Annotated in this window: 19 protein-coding genes and 1 pseudogene; 13 read left to right on the plus strand and 7 right to left on the minus strand. The window is 67.5% G+C overall.

From position 1 onward, the window contains the following. Positions 1-59: 59 nt before the first annotated feature. The gene (locus tag ABZU99_RS06230) at positions 60-533 is read left to right on the plus strand and encodes an ATP-binding protein (protein ID WP_356049985.1); all 474 of its coding nucleotides are present in this window, start codon (positions 60-62) and stop codon (positions 531-533) included. A 23-nt stretch (positions 534-556) separates the two neighbouring features. Here the strand turns inward: ABZU99_RS06230 and ABZU99_RS06235 are convergent, their stop codons facing one another. Together ABZU99_RS06235 and ABZU99_RS06240 are read right to left on the minus strand one after the other, a co-directional pair. Then, positions 557-880 carry a hypothetical protein gene (locus tag ABZU99_RS06235; protein WP_355954851.1) on the minus strand — a complete coding sequence of 108 codons (324 nt, stop codon included), beginning with the start codon at positions 878-880 and terminating at the stop codon, positions 557-559. Positions 881-1,759: 879 nt separating this feature from the next. Beyond that, positions 1,760-1,957, minus strand: coding sequence for a hypothetical protein (locus tag ABZU99_RS06240; protein WP_356049983.1), 198 nt, complete (start codon positions 1,955-1,957; stop codon positions 1,760-1,762). A 122-nt stretch (positions 1,958-2,079) separates the two neighbouring features. Here ABZU99_RS06240 and ABZU99_RS06245 point away from each other — a divergent pair, with 122 nt between their 5' ends. Further along, positions 2,080-2,661, plus strand: coding sequence for a helix-turn-helix transcriptional regulator (locus tag ABZU99_RS06245; RefSeq protein ID WP_356049981.1), 582 nt, complete (start codon positions 2,080-2,082; stop codon positions 2,659-2,661). A gap of 30 nt (positions 2,662-2,691) precedes the next feature. Here ABZU99_RS06245 and ABZU99_RS06250 read toward each other — a convergent pair whose 3' ends face one another. From ABZU99_RS06250 to ABZU99_RS06260, 3 genes are read right to left on the minus strand one after another with little or no spacing between them, the layout of a single operon-like run. Then, positions 2,692-2,913: a hypothetical protein gene (locus ABZU99_RS06250; RefSeq protein ID WP_356049979.1), complete on the minus strand. Its 222-nt coding sequence runs from the start codon at positions 2,911-2,913 to the stop codon at positions 2,692-2,694. Further along, on the minus strand, positions 2,910-3,092 hold the full coding sequence (locus tag ABZU99_RS06255; protein WP_356049977.1) for a hypothetical protein: 183 nt from the start codon (positions 3,090-3,092) through the stop codon (positions 2,910-2,912). Before ABZU99_RS06255 ends, ABZU99_RS06250 begins: the two co-directional genes overlap by 4 nt. 9 nt (positions 3,093-3,101) lie before the next feature. Next, positions 3,102-3,989, minus strand: a complete 888-nt coding sequence (locus ABZU99_RS06260) for a dienelactone hydrolase family protein (RefSeq protein WP_356049975.1) — start codon at positions 3,987-3,989, stop codon at positions 3,102-3,104. A gap of 94 nt (positions 3,990-4,083) precedes the next feature. On the opposite strand from ABZU99_RS06260, the gene ABZU99_RS06265 reads away from it, so the two are divergent. The 4 genes and pseudogenes from ABZU99_RS06265 (at position 4,084) to ABZU99_RS06280 (ending at position 6,836) form a co-directional block, all read left to right on the plus strand. After that, entirely contained in the window at positions 4,084-5,067 is a 984-nt protein-coding gene (locus ABZU99_RS06265) for a helix-turn-helix domain-containing protein (protein WP_356049973.1), read from the plus strand. Between the two features lie 100 nt (positions 5,068-5,167). Then, a pseudogene (locus ABZU99_RS06270) lies at positions 5,168-5,302 on the plus strand (amino acid transporter); the annotation flags it as partial. A gap of 98 nt (positions 5,303-5,400) precedes the next feature. Then, on the plus strand, positions 5,401-6,138 hold the full coding sequence (locus tag ABZU99_RS06275; RefSeq protein WP_356049971.1) for a class I SAM-dependent methyltransferase: 738 nt from the start codon (positions 5,401-5,403) through the stop codon (positions 6,136-6,138). Between the two features lie 263 nt (positions 6,139-6,401). Further along, complete coding sequence (locus tag ABZU99_RS06280) at positions 6,402-6,836, plus strand: helix-turn-helix domain-containing protein (RefSeq protein ID WP_356049969.1); 435 nt, start codon at positions 6,402-6,404, stop codon at positions 6,834-6,836. A gap of 356 nt (positions 6,837-7,192) precedes the next feature. On the opposite strand, the gene ABZU99_RS06285 is transcribed toward ABZU99_RS06280, so the two are convergent. After that, a complete protein-coding gene (locus ABZU99_RS06285; protein WP_356049967.1) occupies positions 7,193-7,351 on the minus strand; it encodes a hypothetical protein in 159 nt (52 codons plus the stop codon). A gap of 794 nt (positions 7,352-8,145) precedes the next feature. On the opposite strand from ABZU99_RS06285, the gene ABZU99_RS06290 reads away from it, so the two are divergent. From ABZU99_RS06290 to ABZU99_RS06320, 7 genes are all read left to right on the plus strand, one after another. Further along, a complete protein-coding gene (locus tag ABZU99_RS06290) occupies positions 8,146-8,409 on the plus strand; it encodes a hypothetical protein (protein ID WP_356049965.1) in 264 nt (87 codons plus the stop codon). A 210-nt stretch (positions 8,410-8,619) separates the two neighbouring features. Further along, entirely contained in the window at positions 8,620-9,780 is a 1,161-nt protein-coding gene (locus tag ABZU99_RS06295) for a hypothetical protein (RefSeq protein WP_356049963.1), read from the plus strand. 683 nt (positions 9,781-10,463) lie between these two features. Beyond that, positions 10,464-10,919 carry a terminase family protein gene (locus ABZU99_RS06300; protein ID WP_356049961.1) on the plus strand — a complete coding sequence of 152 codons (456 nt, stop codon included), beginning with the start codon at positions 10,464-10,466 and terminating at the stop codon, positions 10,917-10,919. 3 nt (positions 10,920-10,922) lie between these two features. Next, positions 10,923-11,924: a major capsid protein gene (locus tag ABZU99_RS06305; RefSeq protein WP_356049959.1), complete on the plus strand. Its 1,002-nt coding sequence runs from the start codon at positions 10,923-10,925 to the stop codon at positions 11,922-11,924. Further along, positions 11,924-12,229 carry a hypothetical protein gene (locus ABZU99_RS06310; RefSeq protein WP_356049957.1) on the plus strand — a complete coding sequence of 102 codons (306 nt, stop codon included), beginning with the start codon at positions 11,924-11,926 and terminating at the stop codon, positions 12,227-12,229. The genes ABZU99_RS06305 and ABZU99_RS06310 overlap by 1 nt, the downstream gene beginning before the upstream one ends. A gap of 73 nt (positions 12,230-12,302) precedes the next feature. Next, the gene (locus ABZU99_RS06315; protein WP_356049955.1) at positions 12,303-12,635 is read left to right on the plus strand and encodes a hypothetical protein; all 333 of its coding nucleotides are present in this window, start codon (positions 12,303-12,305) and stop codon (positions 12,633-12,635) included. A gap of 204 nt (positions 12,636-12,839) precedes the next feature. Beyond that, the gene (locus tag ABZU99_RS06320) at positions 12,840-13,871 is read left to right on the plus strand and encodes an NAD-dependent epimerase/dehydratase family protein (protein ID WP_356049953.1); all 1,032 of its coding nucleotides are present in this window, start codon (positions 12,840-12,842) and stop codon (positions 13,869-13,871) included. Positions 13,872-13,874: 3 nt separating this feature from the next. Here the strand turns inward: ABZU99_RS06320 and ABZU99_RS06325 are convergent, their stop codons facing one another. Then, positions 13,875-15,209, minus strand: coding sequence for a hypothetical protein (locus tag ABZU99_RS06325; RefSeq protein ID WP_356049951.1), 1,335 nt, complete (start codon positions 15,207-15,209; stop codon positions 13,875-13,877). Between the last annotated feature and the right edge of the window lie 260 nt (positions 15,210-15,469).

A 15,469-nucleotide genomic window follows, 5' to 3' on the forward strand; every position in this document is an offset into this window, starting at 1 on the left:
CCACGCCTGATGTGAAGGTACGGGGTAAACGTTTGGGTACGGGGGCGAGGCGGACCGGTATGGAACAGACAGCAGGCGGCGAGGACGAGCAGTCGCTACTGGGGGACGTCATAGCGGCGTCCGGCGCATTCGAGGGCAGCGAGGACATCGCCGTCGCCCGCGACCTGGCCCGCACCTTCCTCACTGACGTGCAGGCCGTGCACGGGCTGCCGGTGTCCGCACGCGCGATGGACATGGTGCAGCTCGTGGTCAGCGAGCTGGTCACCAACGCCCGCAAGTACGCGCCCGGTCCCTGCCTGCTCACCCTGGAGATCGACGGCGGCGCCATCGAAGTGACCGTCTGGGACAGCAATCCCACCCCGCCCGCGATCCTCGCGCCCGACCCGACCCGCATCGGCCGGCATGGGCTGGAGATCGTCATGGCCGTCGGCCAGAGCTTCGCCATCCACCGCGAACCGGTGGGCAAGCGGATCACCACCATGATCGTGCTGGCCGACGACCCCGGCGGGGACGCTGCCGGCCGCCAGCTGTGACCGGGTGGGACTGGGGCAGGCGGTCACGCACCGCCCGCCGACCCCTCCGCCAGCACCACGATGCCGTTCCCGTCCGGAGCCTCCACCACCGTGTGCCCGCACTGAACCAGCAGGCCCGCCATCGCCGCCTGCACCACCACCCGCATCCCTTCGCTGGACGCCCCACGCTGATCCGCCGCCAACGCGGTGAACCCGTGCGACGCCGTCCAGCTCACCAGCACGCCCGCCGCCGCCTCGCTCACCCTCAGCCCCGCCGTGGTGTCATCCGCCTCATCGACGACATGGAAGCCCGCCAGCTTCAGGGCATGGCGAACCCGTCCAACGAGCTGGGAATGAGTGGACTGCACTGCCGTCACCTGCCCGGAAGGAGTCGGATCATGCCATCGGCTGTCGGATACTCCACGCAGCTCCCGACCATGATCAATCAGCGCTGCTTCCTGACCGCAACTCCTCACACGCGCGTCACAACGGCGCAAGTCAGCAGGCGTTCGACGTCTGCGGCGGCGGGTGCCGTCACGACCGTTGTGACCACCTAGAGTGGCAGGACGCCATCCCAGCCCAGCAAGCGCATCCCGGTGACTGGCTCACCACGCAAGCTCCCTGCGGAAGACGAGGTGCCGCCGTGTCTCGGCGTAGCGGGCCACAGCGGGAATGACGGCCAGGCCCAGTTGAACGACGCCGAGCAGGGCGAAGGCGCGCAGGCCAGCGGATTTAGCCAGGCCAGCGGCAGTGGCCGCCAGGGTCCTGCAGGCCGCCAAGGAGCTCCCGGTACCGGACCGCACTCTTCTCCTGCACGACCTCGCCCGGATTCCGTCCGCGGTCCCCGCCACTTCCGAGCCCCCCGCGGCCGCCACCGCTGCCACCGCGCCCCAATCACCCGAGCCGAGACCCGGCACACCGCCATGACCTGGCGGGCGCCGTATCGCGGAGACCAGTGCTCGTGCAGCGCCTTCCACAGGCGGGCTGCCGCGCTGCCACCGAGTTGCGGGGGAGGGGGACCAGGTGTCCGGTCGGCCGGTCCTCGTTGCGCGGGACTCCACCTGCCAGTCCTCGGGCAGTGGGGCGTTGAGCCGCGCGGCGACCGCGTCCCGCAGAAACTCATGACTGCGCGCCGCGGTGCCACGGATCTCCGGCAGTGATGTAGATCCGCTCGATGGTTGGCGGGACAGTCGCATAGACCGCAGGCAGGATGTCCACCACGCGAGCCTGCCCCAGATCCATGGTGGTCAGGTCAGGAGGGTGACGAAGACGCTGGCCGCGGTGGCGGCGAGGGTAATGACCGCAGCGAAGGCGACGGTGGCGCGGGGGAGTGCGGTGGGGTAGGTCGCGCCGTCCATGCGGGCGAGTTTGCCCGCGCCGGCGGCGGCCAGCAGCGCGACGACGATCACGAGAGCGGTGGCGAGGAGGACGACGGCGACGGTCACGGCAGACTCCCAGTACACGAAGGGGCGTTGACGTGGACGAAGGTCGCGGAAGTGGTGTTCGCCGGGGTTCGCCGGGACGAAGATGAACACCGGCGAACACATAACGGCCCGGGGACAAGCACGTGCGCGACGAGCAGAACGGAAACAATCCGGCACTCGCCGAACTGCGCAGGATGCTGAGCAGCGGTCTGGCCCGCATGCGGTTGGACAAGACGGCTCTGGCTGGACGGGCGGGGCTGGGACGCACGACCGTGTCGCAGGCATTCCAGACCGATGGGCCGGTCCCCTCGGCAAAGACCGTGGCCGCGCTGGCCCAAGCCTTGAAGCTGCCCAGCGAGGATTTGCTGGTGCTGCAGCGGGAGGCGGCCCGGAGCGGGGTCAATGACCGGCCGGGGCCTGGAAGGTTGATCACGGAGTGGGAACCGCACGATCTGGAGATCCACCCGGCCGGGCACAGCAAGGCAGTTGACGGCTCCGATGTGCCCGGTACCCGGCCGCTGCCTGGGTACGTGCGGCGTGACCATGACCGCGTGCTGGACGAAGCGGTCAGGGATGTGGTGGCTGGCCGCAGCCGGATCGTGGTCCTGGTGGGTTCTTCGTCAACAGGGAAGGTTCGCCATCTTCGAACGTGCTGGTCGGAGGGGCTGACGTGGCGCTCGACCAGGGTGCTCACGCTGGCCGCGGGCGGCAGTCTGCGGTCTTGATCGTCCGTCACCGGTTGACTTCGAGGTTGGTCAGGGCGCGCAGGAGCGCGGTGGCGTGGCCGGGGTCGGTGCGGAGCTTGACAGTGCCATCTCGTCCCCGAGACCCTTCGCCGCCAGCAGCCGCCCGTCGGGCTCCGCGCCCGGCATGCGCAGGCCCGCGTCGACGCGCATGCGGGTGGCGGCCCGGATTCTGGCGAAGGTCCGCTTCGGGCCGACCAGTGCCACGAAGGTCTTGCGCGCCTGGACGGTCATGTCGAGCAGCTCGGCCAGGCCCGCAGTTCCTGATCGGTGGCAGGTGCCTGGCGGCGGATCCGCTCCGTCAACGCCCCGAGCGGTTCACCCGTGTCGCGTTCGAGCAGTCCGATCTGCCACTCGCGCATCTCCTGCCACGACCTGGGCTTCGACGTCTCCTGCTTCGACGTCTCCTGCATGGCGACAGACTATGACCGCGGGTGGTGCGGTGCCCCCGGAGAGGACGGGGCACCGACGGGTGTCCGGTCGGGGCGGAGGCGTTCGGCGAGGAATGCGATGATCTCGTCGCGGGCACGCAGCGTCGGGTGGCCCTGCTCGTCGACGAGATGGGCAGTCGCCACGCTGTGCGCGCATCCGACGACATCACGGAAGAACGGCGGCGGCTCCGGGTTCGCTGCGCCGGCCGGCAGCACGCGACCGTCGAATGCGTCGCCGAGCAGTGCCCGGTAGGCGGCGAAGCGCTGTCCCGTGCACCATCTGTCGCCCTCGAAGCGGTAGGCGAGCACCCGCAGATCGTCACGGGCGACGCGTCGTGCCAGAGAGTCGGCGTCCTCGTCACCGATCTCCAGCCCGGCGGGGTCGTCGAGGGGGAGCGAGGGGTGGTTGACCACCGGGGCGATGACCGCCGGTTCGAGCGCCATGGTCAGCGCGAAGTTGCCGGTGAAGCAGAGCCCGACCGCACCGACGCCCGGTCCGCCGCACTCCGCGTGCGCGATGCGCGCCAGCCCACGGAGCCAGCTGACGACGGGGCTGGTGCCGCCACCCGCGAAGGCCCGGAACTCGGCACTGACGCAGGCGCGGCGGACCACGGCTTTTCCTTCATCGGCGGTCGGGTAGGCACCGTCGATGCCGAAGAGGGAGGGCAGGTGGACGGAGAAGCCGGCCGCGGCAAACCAGCGCGCAAGCCGTGCGACGTCCGGGCTGATGCCCGGCATCTCGGGCATCAGGACGACGGCCGGACCCGACCCGATGACGTGGACGGTCTTGGCGACGCCGTCGATGGTCACGATCCTTCGGGAGAAGTCGTCCAGCGGGTCGTCCTCGGGGGAGTGGCGTTGCGGTCGCTTGGTTGTCATGACGGGAGTCTGTCGGGAGACTGTCCCGGCGCGAAGCGGCGATATCGCCGTCCAGCAGGGTGATGTCGCCATTCGTTCGAGCGTTGGAGGGGCCGTGGACGCGCTGCGCATAGGGGTACTGGCATATCCCGGCTGTTTTGCGTCCGAGGTATACGGCGTTCCCGACCTGCTGGCCATGGCCAACCGCGTCGCCGCAGCCCAAGGGGCGTCCCGGCCCTCCTACGAGGTGTCCGTCGTCTCGCCTCGGCGCAGGGTACGAGCGTCCGGCGGTTCAGCCATTGACGTGTCGGTGATGCGGCCCGTGGATGTGCTGATCGTGCCGGGCTTCGAGCTCTCGCCCGACACCGATCTCGATGCGACGCTCGCCGAACTGAAGCCCGAGGTGGCGACCATCCGGGCCCAGGCTGCCGCCGGCGTGGCGGTCGTATCGATCTGCGTAGGAGCCTTTTTGGTCGCCGAGGGCGGTCTGCTCGACGGACGGGAAGCCACGACGTCCTGGCTCTTCGCGGACCAACTGGCCAGTCGCAGCGGGAAGGTGAAGGTGCGTCCGGATCAGTTGGTGGTCACCGATCGCGGTGTGACGACGACCGCGGGCTTCAGCGCCATGTACGACTTCGCTCTCCAGCTGATCCGCGAACATGACGGTTCCCGTGTCGGCCGCAACATCGCCCGCATCGCGCTGCTCGACGACGCCCGCTCCTCCCAGGCCCCGTATGTCGACCTGGACCTGCTGCCTGAGCTGGGGCGTGAGTTCTCACTCGGGGTGAAGCGGTGGCTCGACAGGCGTCTCGGGACCCGCTACGACCTGTCCGCTCTCGCCCGGGAGTTCCATGTGAGCACCCGGACGATGCTCCGTCGCTTCGGCGAGGAGACCGGGCAGTCTCCGCTCGAGTACCTGCAGTGGGCACGGGTCCGGCGCGCTCGGCTCCTTCTGGAGAACACGGACAGGACCGTCGCAGGCATTGCCGCCGAGCTTGGGTACGCGGACCCGAGCACCTTCAGTGCCGTCTTCGCGCGCCGGACCGGTTGTCGGCCGCGGGATTACCGCGCTGCGTTCCGGCGTGGGGCGGGAGGGTAGTGGTGGTTCATGCGGCTTTGGGGTAGCGGGTGTTGTGGGGCCAGGGGTGGTCGGGTGGGGGATGGTGGCGGGTCGTCCGTTGCGCATGGTGAGTTCCCAGATCCAGGGGACCGCCGTCCCCTGCCTGTCGGCCGATCAGCAGGTCTACTTCCACCAGGACTACGAACCGGCCGATCGCGACCGTCACGACATGGAGCAGCTCCGACAGGCCTTCGGCATCACCACCCACTTCTGACCCGCTCTCCAGGGCACCCAAACCCGCCCCCTACCGCCCCGCCCACGGGTCTGTACCGACGCCGCTTCCCTGGGTGCCCCGCGAGGCCCAGCCCGCGCATGCTGACCCGCCCTCCGGGCAACTCTCCGACGGCCACGCCCGCCTGGTCGCCGCGCTCTTCGACGGCGACTGGACCACCGAGAGTCCCGGCCGTTCTCGGTGTAGGCGCAGTCAGCCGCCCATCGGGGTCGACACTGGCGTGGTGCGGGGGTGGTTATGACGCGCTCTCCCGTCACTACGAGGAGGCATACGCTGCCGAGACGAAGTATCAACCGTGGATCAGCGAATTGTGCAGCCGCATCCCGACCGAGAGCTCGGTGCTGGACCTGGGCTGCGGATGCGGCATTCCAGTGGCTCGATCGCTGACGACAGCTGGACACCGTGTCACTGGTATTGACATCAGCGAGGTGCAGATCAGCAGGGCGCGACAACTTGTGTCGGAAGCCGAGTTCATCCATGCCGATGCCACGACAGCGGACTTCCCTGCCGCGTCCTTCGACGCCGTCGTCTCCTTCTACGCACTCATCCACGTTCCCCTTGAGGAACAACTCCCCATGCTGAAACGGATCGCCATTTGGCTCCGCCCCGGCGGCTGTTTCCTGGGAACCACCGGGCACGACGCCTGGACCGGAACCGAGGACAACTGGCTCGAAGGAGGGGCCGCCATGTGGTGGAGCCACGCGGACGCCGCAACGAATCGCACCTGGCTCACACAAGCCGGCCTGATCGTCGACCGCGAAGAATTTGTCCCTGAAGGTGAAGGCGGACATGCTTTGTTCTGGGCACATCGCCCCTGAAGCACCAGCCTCGAATCACACCTAAGAACCACGGCCTGGGGAGACACACCCCTGATCCGGGGCTCAGACGCGATTCCCGTCAACCCCAATACCAGGCAGACGCACCGTCTGTCAGACACGTCTCATGCCCGGCTATCCTGAGGAGCGCGGCGGTGGCACCCGTCACCGCTGTGCTGAGAGCTCCGCCGGTGGCGCCGAGAACGGCGGCGAGTCCTGCGTCCATTGCGTCACTGTGGCGGCCGGCGCGCGGCCAGCACGAGACGATGATCAGCCATCGGCGTCACGCGTGCCTGTCGCCGACGGTCCGCGACGTGTTCGGCGTCCTCACCGCCCGCCAGGAGCCCGGCGGCCTGGTCCGCATCCGACAGCAGGAGATCGCCGAACGCCTCGGGCTCACCCAGTCCGTCGTCTCGCGCGCGATCGGCCAGCTGCGAGACAAGGGCATCCTGAGCGAGCGGCAGCGCAAGGGCACCGTGCTCATCCACCCGCTGCTGGCCGGCTACGAGTCGCTGACCCACATGGTCAACCACCTCAAGGACCTCGACACGTTCGTGTGGCCGCTGAACTTCCCCACCGGCGACATCCGGCCCCCGCGGGCCCGAGACGCCCGCACCGGCACCGACCTCGACCCCGACCCGGACGGCGGCGAGGACGCCCCCGCCCCCGAGGCCCGTCCCACCCTCCGGCTAGCCGGCTGACCGCCGTCGACTCCGCGCACCATCACGGCGCCCCCCGACCGGGAGGGCGCCGTCGTCGTTCCCGGCCGGGACGGAGCAGCACGCCGGTAGCACCAGCTACACCGGACCGTTCTGGAGCAGCAGAACAAACCGGCGCCACCCGCTGCACCACCGCGGGACCGGCCGCCGACCCGTGCAGCAGCCTTGTGCTACGCGGGCCCATGCAAATGCTGCGCTGCACCACCACCAGGAGCAGCACCAGGTCCCCGCCGCAGGCCCTCGCTTCACACCTGACAGCCTCACAGCGCACCCGGCCCACCAGGGAGAACAGGGTGTGTGACTCACAGCGGAAGCCGAGTGCCCGCGAGCGGCGGCGGTCAGAGGACGGTGCGGTGCAGGGCGCGGCGGTCCCCGGACATCGCGTAGCCGCGGGCGGCCAGGCCGTGCTCGAGGGGCTCGCCGATCTCCTCACAGAGCAGGGCGAGGACGTCGGCCGCCTCGGTGTCGGACAGGTAGGCCAGCGCGACTTCGAGCATCAGCTCGCCGATCGCGTGCGTGCTGGCGGCGAGGTCGTCGACGACGCGGCGGAGTTCGGCGACCGCGGGATCCGCCGGCGGTTCGGCGGGCGGCGGGGGCGGGGCGGTGCGGTGCGTACGTCGCGGACGGCCTGGCGGACCACCGCGCGCACCATGGGCTCATCGAGGGCCTGGAGGCCGCTGTGGACGAGTGCGGCGAGTCGGCGGGGATCAGCCTGCGACGTCGCCGGTACGGCCGGAGACGGCGATCAGGGCGCGCTGGGAGAGGCCGTAGTCGAGCGCGGCCGCGGCGGCCGGGTGGTGTCTCGCGTGTGAGACGTCTCGGTGCCGGCGGCCACGGCTCCGCGGATGGCGGCCAGGGCGCGGGCGACGTCCACGGAGCCGGCTGGGGCTATCCGCAGTGGTGGTAGCAAGTCGATCCATCGATCAACCATTCACCACCTTGCTTGATGAGCTTGAAAGTGTAACTACCGCTGTTGCCAAATTCCACCTCAACTATGGAATGATTTTAATCGATCCCCGGAATGCTAACGGTCTCGACTCCGACATATGTCAGAAACTCGCCGGACTTGATCCCATTGCGGAGCGTGGCGGGATAGTCTACCTCGCTGGTATTCTGCACGAGCGCCTCACTGCTTTCGTTTCCGTCCCTGTTGAGCAATTCTGTAATCGCGGCGTTGCATTGACGCATCTCCGGGCTCACGTAGTCTGGATCGCCGGCCCTTGGGGGAGGAGGGGGAGTCTCGCCACTACACCCGCTGACCAGCCTAGCCCGCACGGTCGATGGGACGCCGATGCGCACGACGATCGAGTCGGAGATCAGCAAGCGGACCGAATGGGACATCGACTTCCAGCCGACCACCGACCCTATGGCGGACACGGGCACACGTGTGGAGCTATGGGGCAAACAATCCCGCCACGTCGACCGGCTCCTCGAGCCCAAGGCCGCCGCGCAAATCACCGCAGGTCTCGCGCCTTATCTGCTCACCTTCCCCGACGTCCGCGTCACCTACGACGGCAAGGTGATCGACCCCCGCACCCACATTCGCGACGAATAGTGGGAAGAGAACCTTAGCTTCGAATACGACGGCGAGACGCAGCAGGCGCGACTGCGCCTGATCGAGTGGCACTCCGGCAACGAACGCACCATCGCTCTCTGCGACGCCGCCAACACCCCAGTCGAATCCATCGACGCCGTCAGTTCGGACGCCGACTTCTCCTACACCGCGTACGTCCTATGGGAACCGATGCCACGGCACCGCAACGAGATGGCCCTCATCACCCTAGGAGGTGACACTCCCCTCAAACCCCTCGTCAAAGCCGCACGTGCCTGGATCTTCGCTCACTTCGAAGACAAGCGCCGCCGCCAACGCCGCCTGATCGTCGACCGCTGGATCAGCGAAGACGTCTACCCCTATCCGGCCCGCGCCACCTCCGATGAGGCACAGGCCGAGCAGGCCACCTTCGACCTGGTCGCCACCTCCATCCACCGGCACATCCCCACCGAGAGGACCAAGAAAAAGCTCACCCTCTCGCTGCTGCAGAACTCGCTGCGCCACAACCCAGATCAGATGATCGACATCCTAGAGAGGGTTCTCCGGCTCGATGCCACAGATGCCACCCATCTGCACGGACTACTCCGGCAGACCAGCCTGTCCAACATCATCCGCGCCACGTCCCTCATCACCTCCCGCTTGGACTTCCTGAGCGTCCTCGAACACCTTGTCTTCGATGAGGAGACCTATGGACTGGTCAAAGAACGCGATCACCTCCACAAGATCCTGGAGAGGGAGCTGTGGGTCTTCGGCGAGGAGTACAACATGATGACCAGCAGCGAGATCGGCCTGACGCGCGCCTTGGAGCACCATCGCAGGGCCGTCGGCATGGATCCCACCCCCGACGGGCCTGTACGACTCCCAGACGGCCGATTTGGACGCGTCGACCTCATGCTCTCCGCAGAATCCAGGGAGCATGACCGGGTACGCCACCTCGTCGTCGAGCTCAAGGCCCCCTCCGTCGTGGCCAAGCGCGAGCAAGTCGCCCAGATCGAGGACTACATGGAGGCCGTGGTCGCCGATCCGCGCTTCGCCGGTGTCGATACGACCTGGGACTTCTACCTCGTGATCCGCCACATGGACAACAGAATCAAGACCCGAGCCCGGCAGCGGGGCAAGCCAGAGGGCCTGATCAACGAGCCGGACGACAAGGACCACGCAATGGTCCGGGTGTGGGTCCGCACCTGGTCACAGATCCTTAAAGATGCCGAGCAACGCCTGGAGTTCATCAAGAGGGGCATCACCCACAACCCCTCACTCGAGCAAGCACTGGACTACCTCCGCACTCGACACGGAGATCTCATCCCGGAGCAGCTCCGCCACGGCGCCGTGCCCGACCCGCGGAGGGAAGAGAGTGACACTCGAGCGGTCTGAGCACTTCGCGCGGAGCTTCGCTGACCGCTCAGAGCGGTGGTGAGGTCGGTCAGCCAGAGCCGGCTGTACGGAATCGATGTAGGAGCCTTCGCATCGTCTGGTGCCTTGTGGCGGTGGGCTGGCCGCCGCCTCGGGCTGGTGACCGAGGCACTGCTGGTCGATGTGGGCGTGGCGCGAGGCGTTGTGCTTTCCGGACACGCGCTCTGCCCTACTCACACGATAGGGCGTGCAGTGCCCCGGCCACCCTCACCCCCCACGGTCGGCCGGGGCGGCGCCCCCTGACACGGGGGCAGCGTCATCAAGGCGCCACACGATCATCGTTACGTGGATGCCTTCGTCGGGCTGATGCAGGACGTGGGAGGCGCCGATGGGATCCTCTTCTCACCCATCGGATTCTCGAAGGGCGAAGTGCGGCGAGCGGGCCGCGGTGCGTCGCGGCCGGTCATGACGTGGTGCAGCCCATCACGGGGACGGCTTCTCCGTGATGGGTATCGATCCTTTCATCGTGCGCGCGCTGATCTCCGTCAGCGGCCATTCTGGCCTTGTGAGGTGCGCCCGGACAGGCTGGGTAGCTGAGGGATACGGGTAGCTCTCTGGCAGAGGTTCGCCCCGCTGATGTCTACCCTTATGCCCTGGACGTAGCTGGGAATCGGTGGCGCATGGGGAGAAGGAAGGGCTAACCGGTGGATGACCGGGGCGTCGCCGATCCCTGGGAGCGGCAGGGTGGTGAATCTCCCCAGGCGTTCGAGGCGTTTGCCGTGTATCGCGATCTCGGTCCGGCGCGGAGTGTCACGAAGGTGGCACGGGAGTTGGACAAGTCCCGGACGTTCCAGAACGGGACGCTGATCCGTGGGTTCGGTGCGGAGACGCCGGACAACTTGCGTGGCTGGGCGTTCGACAAGGCGTGGTGCGATGAGTACGCGGCCTGGTCGCGGCACACCGCGCAGGAGGTCTACGACATGCTGTGGTTCTGCCTGCGTGAGGCGGAGGCGCCGCAGGTTGTGATCTCGACGACGCCGAAGCCGCTGCCGCATGTGAAGCGACTGGTGGGACGCGGTCGTTCCGGGCGGCATCGACCTCTCGCAGCTGGTGTGGCACCCGCGTGCTGCTCAGATCCGGTTCGTGTGAGCGGGGCCTGAGCTGTGACGATTCAGGACCTGTTGAAGGACGTCTCGGTCATGGACCTGGCGACGTTCGCGAGGGCGATACCCAGCCCGAAGGACTTCCTGCTCACCCAGACGATCTTCCCGACGCTGGAGATTCGGGAGGCCAAGTGGCGCACGCGGGACTCGGGCCGGTACGTGAATGTGGCGAAGTACCGGTCCCGTGAGGGGGCGCTGCCTGCGCTGGGCCAGAAGCTCGTGATCTCCGAGCAGGAACAGATCCTGCTGGAGGCGTCGCACGGCTCGGACCAAGACCGGCTGATCGAGCTGCTGTATGACGACGTGGAACGCCATGTGGAGGCGATCCGGTCGCGGCTGGAGCTGGCGGCCGGCGACGTGCTGGCCGACGGGAAGTTCGAGCTGGTGCAGGAGAACGGGCTGACGCTGGAGGTGGACTGGAACGTCCCGGCCGAGAACATGCCGGTCGCCGCACGGCCGTGGTCGGATCCGGAGTCCGACCAGATCGCCGATGAGCTGCGGTGGATCCAGTACCTGGACGACATCGGCGCCCCGGAGCCGGAGCTGGTGATCACCAGCCGGAAGGCGTTCAGCTACCTGGCCGCGAACAACGCGTACAGGGCGGCGTACTACGGCAGCGTGAAGCCGTCGACGACGCCAACGGCGACGCTGCCCCCGCAGCAGATCAACGTGGTGCGCGGCAACTACTCGCTGCCGCCGATCACGTTCTACAAGGCGCAGGTGCGGGTGGACGGCAAGCCCCGCAAGGTGCTGCCCGAGGACCTGTGGATTCTGGTGCCCCCGGACCGTGAGAAGTGGGGGCAGGCCCAGCTCGGTGTGACGGCCGAGGCCCTGGTGCTGTCGCGCGGTACGAACCCGGAGATCATCCGGGAGGACGCGCCGGGCCTCATCATCACCCGCAGTGTCCAGGATGACCCGGTGCAGATCTACACCAAGGGCGCCGCCGTGGGGATGCCGGTGCTGCACACGCCGGACGCACACATCGTGGCGAAGGTGCTGTGATGCCGGGACGTCTGAAAGCCGCTGTGTATGTGCAGGACCCGTCCACGCGGGAGGAAGTGATCCTCCTGCCGGGCGAGTGCCCAGCGTCGGAGATCGCCGCTCTGGTCACGAACCCGGATGCGTGGGACGTGCCACCTGATGACTGCGAGTCGGTAGTGGAACCGGTGCCGGTCGCTATCGGTGAGCCCGACCCGAGCACGGGGAAGCCCGAGCCGGAGCCCGAGCCGGAGCAGGAGGAGGCCGGCGGGGGCGGGGCGAAGAAGCCGCCGTCGCGGCGAGCCCGATCCTCGTCGGCATCGTCGTGATCGCTCGTACGGCCCGGTTCCATGGGGTTGTCCCTGGCTCCGGGCCGTGCCTCGTGTGGGGAAGGAGGACCTGGTGGACGAGTTCCAGCGGTCGTGGCTGCTGGCGCAGCTCGGACCGGTTAGTGATCTGGCTGATCTGGAGCGCCGGTTCTTTCGGCTGCGGTCGGTGCGCGCCGTCGCGCTGGAGGTGCTGGGCGAGCGGCGGGCGAAGCTCCTTGCTGATCCGTTGAAGGTCACCGTCGATGGCGTGGTGACCATGGACCTGCAGGAGAATCTGCGCGGCATCGAGCGGCAGATCGAACAGGTCCGCCAAGCCCCCGCCCCGGATGACCCCGGAGACGAGGATGACGAGGGGGAGGCGGCGATGGCGGCGACGTGGCTGTTGCCCGCGCGCCGCTACCGGTAGTGGAGATTGGTCGGCAGGGGCGGGGAGCCGGTTGCGCCACTGCCCCAGGCGCGCGGTCGCTTGCCAGAGGTCACGGATGAGCTGATCGAGGTCCTCGACGGATAGGACAGGGATGCAGTCGCGCTCAGGTACGCCCTGCCCGTTCTCCGTGCCCACGATCTGTGACGTGGCGCGGTCGGGGCTTCTACGGGCAGGATCAACGTCATGAAGATTCTCGTGCTTGGCGGGACATGGTTCTTGGGCCGAGCTGTTGCTCAGGCGGCACTTGATCGCGGATGGGCAGTATCGGCGTTCAACAGGGGAAGGTCGGGCACCGCGCCGGAAGGAACGCGTGAGATTCACGGGGACCGCACGGTAAAGGAAGACCTCGCGGCACTCGCCGAGCACGGGCCATGGGACGCCGTGATCGATACATCGGCCTCCGAGCTGGCGCCCCGAGACGTGCTGGCCGGGGCCAAGATGCTGGAGCCCGTAGCAGGCAAGTACGTGTACGTCTCTACGGTCAATGCGTACCGGGGCTGGCCGGACGAGCCGTTGACCGAGTCCTCTGAGGTCCTCGATGGACCTGCTGAAGCCGACGCCGACTACGGGCGGCTGCCCGCGAACTGGGATGGTCCGGACTGGTACTACGGGCGACAGAAGGCGGGGGCTGAACGGGCCTCGCTGGCGGCTTTCAGTGCGACGCGGGTGTCGATCCTCCGTCCCGGGGTGATCTTGGGCCCGGGCGAGTACGTGGGGCGTCTTCCATGGTGGCTGCATAGGGCAGAGAAGGGCGGGGCGATCCTCGCTCCGGGGCAGCCGGAGAAGTCGATTCAGCCCGTGGATGTCAGGGACGTAGCGGCTTTCGCGCTGGATCAAGCCGCCACCCCGGGCGGCGCCGCGTTCAACGTGACGGCGCCCATTGGCCGCGAGACGATGGTCGGATTCCTCACGGCTTGCCTGGAAGTTACGGGGCGGGCGGGACATCTCGTTTGGGCACCCGACGACCTTCTGATCGAGCAGGGTGTGCAGCAGTGGACGGAGTTGCCGCTCTGGCGCACGCATGCAGGGGTGTGGAGCATCGATTCCTCTGCAGCACAAGCGGCCGGCTTGCAGTGCCGCTCCCTGGCGGAGACGGTAGCTGCTACGTGGGAGTGGTTGCAGAGCGGCGGTACGCGAGTCGAGCATCCCCGTTGGGCCGAGCACGGCATCTCGGTGCTGAAGGAGACACAGATCCTGGCGAAGCTAGGAGCCTGAGCATCAGCTCTCGATGGCCAATGACGCTGTGTTCCCGAGCTTATGTGCTGTTGCTGCCGCACTGAACTCCTCGATGCGCTCGCCGAGCGTGCTGGCCTCTGCGGCGCCAACGAAGCTGGGATGGCAAAGGCTGGACCTTACGGCGGCCAGGCGCTCCAGCGTCCCCGTGCCGCGCCATTCGGTGGGCACCTCGAAGACGGGTTCCAGGGCATCGCGGGCCCCGTCGAGTTCGCCGCGCAGGAGTCGGGCACGAGCGAGATCCACAAAGGCTTGTGTCGAGATGAGTAGCGGTCGCTGGTCTTCGGGCTTGTTGCTCAGGAGGTGCAGGGCGCTTTGTGCTGCTGCTTCTGCGCCCTCGGAATCGCGCAGCAGAAGGTAGGTCGTGGCGTTGCTCATGGCGACTCGGTCATTCGGGAAGCCGAACTCGCCACCGATGTCGTCATGGAGCTCGTCTCGGATCCCGATGCTCTGCTCAAGGGCGTTGCGTACGGCACGTTCTGCTGCGGGTTGGTTCCTCAAATGTCCGTAGGCGCGTCCTTCGATGACGGACAGCCGTGTGCGGGCGGTGTCGCCGAGTCCTCCGAACTGCTGGGCCATGTGTACGAGCCGAACTGACTCAGCCGGGCGACCGCCCCAGAATGCCAGAAACGCGAGCGCACCGTGGGCATATGCCTGGAGGGGCCCGTGCTCGATGACCTGGCCATAGAGCGCCGCGGTGCGTGACAGCGACACGGCTGTGGGAAGGGAGCCCAGGTCGAAGCAGATCGCTGAAAGGAGAGCCGCAGACTGGCCTGCTGCGAGGTATCCGCGTGTTCGCTGGCGGGGTACTTGGGTTCGTTCCAAAAGGGACTGGGCAATGCCCAGGAGCTCCTTCGCGCGACCGTATACCTCTATCGGAGAGGTGCGGTTGTAGTCGCGGGCCAGGGCCACGACGTCGTCGTCCAGCTGGTCGAGCGTCATGTCCGGAACGCTGAGGGAGGCGGCATCACCGGCGTGCGCGGCGGCATCCCGTGCAGTCATTGCGAGTTCGCTTTCGTTGAGCGTGAGTACATGGTTCCCGGCCGAAGATGGAGGCAGCTCGGTCGGCGCTTCCAGGAGCTGTCGCGCGGGGTACCCGAAAATGTGCTCCAGAACCTGCGGAGCTGGTTGGTTCGGGAGTCCCTTGACGCGTCCTGAGGTCCATCGACGGAAGGTCTGCTCCTCTACCGTTGCGGTAGAGGGTGGCTCACCAGCGGCTGCGGCCACCTCTCTGGCGGCCTTCTCATAGCCCCTTCTGAACACGTCGTAGGTCCATCCCCGCTCCCGAACCAGCACCTGGAGCAGTGTCCGCGCGTCCATGGCCGATGTTTCCTTTCCAGCCGATGCGTTCACGGTGGGGCCTTAGCCTGAATCCACCGGGCAACAGCCGGTTCATGGCTTGGACATGAAGACGCGGATGCCCTCTGAACTGGGATAATGGGACTTCCTAGGGTTCCATGTCCACAGAATCGGAGTGCATCCGCTAGATGCAATCTTCCCATGCCGCTGCGGCGGTGTCCGCCGCGTTCGATGACACGAATCTGGTCGCGTACGCGGGGCTGGTTCCGGTGATGCGCCTG

It is taken from the genome of Streptomyces sp. NPDC005266, from assembly GCF_040607655.1.
GTDB lineage: Bacteria > Actinomycetota > Actinomycetes > Streptomycetales > Streptomycetaceae > Streptomyces.

Bases quoted from the DNA above. Each gene is read 5' to 3' on its own strand.
- ABZU99_RS06230 (WP_356049985.1), top strand. From the start codon at position 60: ATGGAACAGACAGCAGGCGGCGAGGACGAGCAGTCGCTACTGGGGGAC.
- ABZU99_RS06250 (WP_356049979.1), bottom strand. From the start codon at position 2,913: ATGACCGTCCAGGCGCGCAAGACCTTCGTGGCACTGGTCGGCCCGAAG.
- ABZU99_RS06255 (WP_356049977.1), bottom strand. From the start codon at position 3,092: ATGCAGGAGACGTCGAAGCAGGAGACGTCGAAGCCCAGGTCGTGGCAG.
- ABZU99_RS06260 (WP_356049975.1), bottom strand. From the start codon at position 3,989: ATGACAACCAAGCGACCGCAACGCCACTCCCCCGAGGACGACCCGCTG.
- ABZU99_RS06275 (WP_356049971.1), top strand. From the start codon at position 5,401: ATGCTGACCCGCCCTCCGGGCAACTCTCCGACGGCCACGCCCGCCTGG.
- ABZU99_RS06280 (WP_356049969.1), top strand. From the start codon at position 6,402: ATGATCAGCCATCGGCGTCACGCGTGCCTGTCGCCGACGGTCCGCGAC.
- ABZU99_RS06285 (WP_356049967.1), bottom strand. From the start codon at position 7,351: ATGCTCGAAGTCGCGCTGGCCTACCTGTCCGACACCGAGGCGGCCGAC.
- ABZU99_RS06290 (WP_356049965.1), top strand. From the start codon at position 8,146: ATGCGCACGACGATCGAGTCGGAGATCAGCAAGCGGACCGAATGGGAC.
- ABZU99_RS06295 (WP_356049963.1), top strand. From the start codon at position 8,620: ATGGCCCTCATCACCCTAGGAGGTGACACTCCCCTCAAACCCCTCGTC.
- ABZU99_RS06310 (WP_356049957.1), top strand. From the start codon at position 11,924: ATGCCGGGACGTCTGAAAGCCGCTGTGTATGTGCAGGACCCGTCCACG.
- ABZU99_RS06320 (WP_356049953.1), top strand. From the start codon at position 12,840: ATGAAGATTCTCGTGCTTGGCGGGACATGGTTCTTGGGCCGAGCTGTT.
- ABZU99_RS06325 (WP_356049951.1), bottom strand. From the start codon at position 15,209: ATGGACGCGCGGACACTGCTCCAGGTGCTGGTTCGGGAGCGGGGATGG.